This window comes from Gordonia sp. (in: high G+C Gram-positive bacteria), from assembly GCF_020438995.1.
GTDB lineage: Bacteria > Actinomycetota > Actinomycetes > Mycobacteriales > Mycobacteriaceae > Gordonia.
The window spans coordinates 1-4,218 of sequence record NZ_JAGQTN010000127.1 but is presented as its reverse complement, the minus strand read 5'-3'; the positions used below and the strand labels follow the sequence as shown (position 1 = coordinate 4,218).

Below are 4,218 nucleotides of genomic sequence, written 5' to 3'. Positions count from 1 at the left end.
TCGTTGCGCAGCGCCTTGAACACCCTCTGAATGGTGGAGATCGCGACCGATGTGGCGTCGGGCATCGGTCCGCGTCGGATTCGGTTGACGTTGTACAACTCGGTGAACTTACGCCCATCGTCCGGTGTCTGGTACAGCTCGAACTCGGCCATCGTCTGCTTCGCCAGGTTGTTACGGTCGACGAGAAACAGAATCCTGCCGAATCCGCCGTGTTTGAGGAGCCGATACGACAGCATCACCGCCGTGTAAGTCTTGCCCGCACCGGTGGCCATCTGGATCAGGCTCCGGTCGAACTGTTGCTCGCGCAGACTGGCCTCGACGCCCTTCACAGCTCTGATCTGTGCAGGGCGTAGGGGTTTCTCGTCCAGTGGTGGCAGGTGACGTACCTTGCCGCGCCATGTCGGATGGTCCTCACCACGAACTTCGAGAATCGCCGCCAGCGTAGCCGGTTTCGGGAAGTTGAACAGTCTGCGCGCTCGTGGTTCAGGGTCGTAGCCGTTGGTGAAATGTGTTTCGGTACCCGATGCTTCGAACACGAACGGCAACCTGCCGTCGGTGGTGAGCGCGGCAAGCCGCACATCGGCCGGTAACCCATCGGCATAGGTGCTTGACTGCCATTCGACACCCGACAGCGGTGTACCCTCGGGCTTTGCTTCGATGACTCCCACCACAGCCTGATCGACGTACAGCAGGTAGTCGGCGCGGCCGTGACCCGGTTTGAGCGTCACCTCCCGAACCGCGACACCCTGGGCAGCGAACAGGTTCATCGACTTCTTGCCCTGCACCGACCAACCCGCGTCGCCGAGTTGGCGGTCGATGAGGACGCGTGCACGCGCCTCAGCGGCAAGGCGTGCCGCGTTGTCATCTGAAGTCATGATGACGATGACACTAGCGGTAGGAGCTGACAGTGCGACGGTAGATACGGCGCGTATACAGTCACCGGAACGAACTCGCGAACCTGGGGGACACGTCTCGCCGCCGAGCCGGTCTGGCAGGCCGCCGCACGAGGGCTGTTGATGTCGGTGGCGGGGACGGTACCAGAGGCGGGCAGGTTGGTTGAACCTACCGAGGCTGTTCCGCGAGGTAGACACCGAGTGCAGCTCGGACGACTTCGCTGGTGGTCAGGTGATGTTCGGTCGCGTAGCGGGCGAGGGCCTCTCCCATGCCGGACGGAACGCGGACCGTGTAACTCACCGATGCTTCACGGGGAACGCCGTCCCGTGGACGGCCCCGGCGCATGGCGTAGTCGCTCGATACTTCCGCGGTGCCAGGTGCGGGCCGGAGCTCTCCGTGCTCGGCTTCCTCTGCCAGCAGTGCGTAGTCGTCCATGCTGCGGTGTGGACGGTCACTCATGTTCGTTCTCCTTTCGTGCGGGTTCGGACGGTGCGGTCTCGTGGGTGAATTGCGGTCCGACAAATGCTCGTTGCGGTATGTTCTGGTGCTCATTGAACGCGCCACCCGACGCGAGATATGCCTCGGATGCCACGGCCGGACGCATGAGCATGGCGTGGAAGACGTGTTGCACTGTGCCTCCTTCGAACTCTTCGGCCACTACTTCGATCCACGGCTCGTTCTCCGCCCGTCCGATCGAGCGAACGAGATCGGCGTCAAGGCGCGTCGGACTATCGACGCGGTACCGCACCGACGGCGCCTCCACGACCATGCGGATCTCCTCTGGAGTGATGGAGTGCTGTAACGAGTAGGGATTCAATTCGATCCTCACCGGAGTAATTGTAAGGCAATTACTCCGGTGAGGTGTTCGCTCGTGGGGGTTGTTGGGGGACGGTGGATACTGGTGCGCATGTCTTCGACCGAACCTGTGGACCTGCGGATGCGTGTGGTGGCCGAGTCGATCCGGTTGTTCGCGGCGCAGGGGTACGAGTCGACGACCGTCGATCAGATCGCGGAGGCGGCGGGGGTGTCGCGGCGGACGCTGTTCCGGCAGTTCCGGTCGAAAGAGGATGTGATCTTCGCCGACCACGAGGCGCTGCTGGACTCGGTGGCCGCGCAGCTCGCCGACGGCGTCGGTGATCCCTATGAATCTATTTGTGCGGCAGCGGAATCGGTGTTCGCACATTTCCGGTCGGCGCCGGATCTGGCGGTCGCGCGCTACCGGGTGGTCGCCGAGGTGCCGGCGCTGCGTGATCGCGAGTTGATCGCCACCTACCGGTATCAGCGGGCGTTCGAGGATCACCTGCGGGCGCGGCTTCCGGGAGAGCATCCCGAGCGGCTCGTCGCGTTCGCGGCGGCGGTGACCGGCTTGCACAACTATGTGCTGCGCACGATGCTGCGGGGCGATGAGTCGGCGACGGCCGCCAGGCTCCATACCGAACTGGCGCTGCTGCGTGACGCGCTGGCACCGCGTGCCACCGATGGGTCGGGGGTGGCCGGCGATCAAGGAGACCGGGAGGTCACCGTCGTGACCTATCCGGCGGGAATGTCGCCCGATGAAGTGGCTCGGCAGGTCGCCGACCGGTTGAGGCAGCGCTGAACCGGTTCGGCGCGCACAATGTGAGCAGGCCCTTTCGCGTTGACATGGCACTCGGTGCCGTGTTCAACTAGAAAAGTTGACGTGATGGCACCCAGTGTCATCGGGTCTCGACGAATCGCAGCCCCGACGAGGAGTGATCATGGGTACCGGAAATCCCGACTTCGACCTGTTCCAGCTACCCGAGGAGCACGTCGCCCTCCGCGAGGCCATCCGCGCGCTCGCCGAGAAGGACATCGAACCCCACGCCGCCGACGTCGACGAGAACGCACGCTTCCCGCGTGAGGCGCTCACCTCCCTCGTCGCCAACGGCTTCAACGCCGTCCACGTCCCCGAGGAATACGACGGTCAGGGCGCCGACTCGGTCGCCACCTGCATCGTCATCGAAGAAGTCTCCCGCGTGTGCGCGTCGTCGTCGCTGATCCCGGCCGTCAACAAGCTCGGCACGATGGGCCTGATCCTCAACGGCTCCGACGACCTCAAGCGGCAGGTCCTACCGGCCATCGCCGCGGGTGAGGCGATGGCCTCCTACGCGCTTTCCGAACGTGAAGCAGGCTCCGATGCCGCGTCGATGAAGACCCGCGCCCGCCTCGACGGCAACGACTGGGTGATCAACGGCAGCAAGTGCTGGATCACCAACGGCGGCGAATCCACCTGGTACACCGTCATGGCTGTCACCGACCCCGAGAAGGGCGCCAACGGCATCTCCGCGTTCATGGTCCACAAGGACGATCCCGGCTTCACCGTCGGACCGCTGGAGAAGAAGCTCGGCATCAAGGGCTCGCCGACCGCCGAACTCTACTTCGAGAACTGCACCATCCCCGCCGACCGCATCATCGGCGACGAGGGCACCGGCTTCAAGACCGCACTGCAGACCCTCGACCACACCCGCCCCACCATCGGCGCGCAGGCCGTCGGCATCGCGCAGGGCGCACTCGACAAGGCCATCGAATACGTCAAGGACCGCAAGCAGTTCGGCAAGTCCATCAGCAGCTTCCAGGGCATCGAATTCATGATCGCCGACATGGCGATGAAGATCGAAGCCGCCCGCCTGATGGTGTACACGTCGGCCGCCCGCGCCGAACGCGGCGAGAAGAACCTCAGCTTCATCTCGTCGGCGTCCAAGTGCTTCGCCTCCGACGTCGCGATGGAGGTCACCGTCGACGCGGTTCAGCTCCTCGGTGGCGCCGGCTACACCCGCGACTTCCCCCTCGAACGCATGATGCGCGACGCCAAGATCACCCAGATCTACGAGGGCACCAACCAGATCCAGCGAGTAGTCATGAGCCGTGCGCTGCTGAAGTGACCTTTCTGCGCCGGCTGATCGTCGTGCTGTCCGCGGTGCTGCTCATCGCGGCGTGCGGCAGCGATCCCGAACCTCCCCGGCCGCCGGATCAGGCGGCCGGGCAGGTGTATGTCAATCTGGGCGACAGCTATGCCTCGGGTACCGGTGTGCTTCCGCTGCAAGAGGGTTCGCCGTTTCTGTGTTTTCGGTCGCAACACAACTTCGCCCGAATCGTGGCGGAGCGGACCGGCCGGGCACTGACCGACGTCAGTTGCGCCGGGGCCACCACCGACAACATGACGACCGCCCAGTACGACGGTGTGCCACCGCAACTGGACGCACTATCGGACCGGACCGAACTGGTCACGATGATGCTCGGCGGCAACGACAACGGGACGTTCGGGCGATCGATCAGCGTGTGCGGCGATGTCGGCCGGCTCGTCCC

6 protein-coding genes are annotated in these 4,218 nt (G+C 64.5%); 3 read left to right on the top strand and 3 right to left on the bottom strand.

What is annotated here, in order from left to right; translation table 11 throughout:
- The 3 genes from KDB67_RS09845 to KDB67_RS09835 form a co-directional block, all read right to left on the bottom strand.
- A partial coding sequence (locus tag KDB67_RS09845; protein WP_291015367.1) for a DEAD/DEAH box helicase family protein occupies nucleotides 1–875 on the bottom strand: 875 nt, incomplete at its 3' end.
- Between the two features lie 187 nt (nucleotides 876–1,062).
- Entirely contained in the window at nucleotides 1,063–1,353 is a 291-nt protein-coding gene (locus tag KDB67_RS09840; protein ID WP_291015365.1) for a hypothetical protein, read from the bottom strand.
- Nucleotides 1,346–1,723, bottom strand: coding sequence for a hypothetical protein (locus tag KDB67_RS09835; protein WP_291015364.1), 378 nt, complete (start codon nucleotides 1,721–1,723; stop codon nucleotides 1,346–1,348). The genes KDB67_RS09840 and KDB67_RS09835 overlap by 8 nt, the downstream gene beginning before the upstream one ends.
- Before the next feature lie 78 nt (nucleotides 1,724–1,801).
- Between KDB67_RS09835 and KDB67_RS09830 the strand changes: the two genes are divergently transcribed.
- From KDB67_RS09830 to KDB67_RS09820, 3 genes are all read left to right on the top strand, one after another.
- Nucleotides 1,802–2,491: a helix-turn-helix domain-containing protein gene (locus KDB67_RS09830; protein WP_291015362.1), complete on the top strand. Its 690-nt coding sequence runs from the start codon at nucleotides 1,802–1,804 to the stop codon at nucleotides 2,489–2,491.
- A 139-nt stretch (nucleotides 2,492–2,630) separates the two neighbouring features.
- On the top strand, nucleotides 2,631–3,794 hold the full coding sequence (locus KDB67_RS09825) for an acyl-CoA dehydrogenase (protein ID WP_291015360.1): 1,164 nt from the start codon (nucleotides 2,631–2,633) through the stop codon (nucleotides 3,792–3,794).
- A 5-nt stretch (nucleotides 3,795–3,799) separates the two neighbouring features.
- Nucleotides 3,800–4,218 (top strand): GDSL-type esterase/lipase family protein (locus tag KDB67_RS09820; protein ID WP_291015368.1); only part of this gene is annotated, 419 nt, incomplete at its 3' end.

Excerpts from the sequence above, each read along its gene's own strand:
- KDB67_RS09840 (WP_291015365.1), bottom strand. The coding sequence starts at position 1,353 with ATGAGTGACCGTCCACACCGCAGCATGGACGACTACGCACTGCTGGCA.
- KDB67_RS09830 (WP_291015362.1), top strand. The coding sequence starts at position 1,802 with ATGTCTTCGACCGAACCTGTGGACCTGCGGATGCGTGTGGTGGCCGAG.
- KDB67_RS09825 (WP_291015360.1), top strand. The coding sequence starts at position 2,631 with ATGGGTACCGGAAATCCCGACTTCGACCTGTTCCAGCTACCCGAGGAG.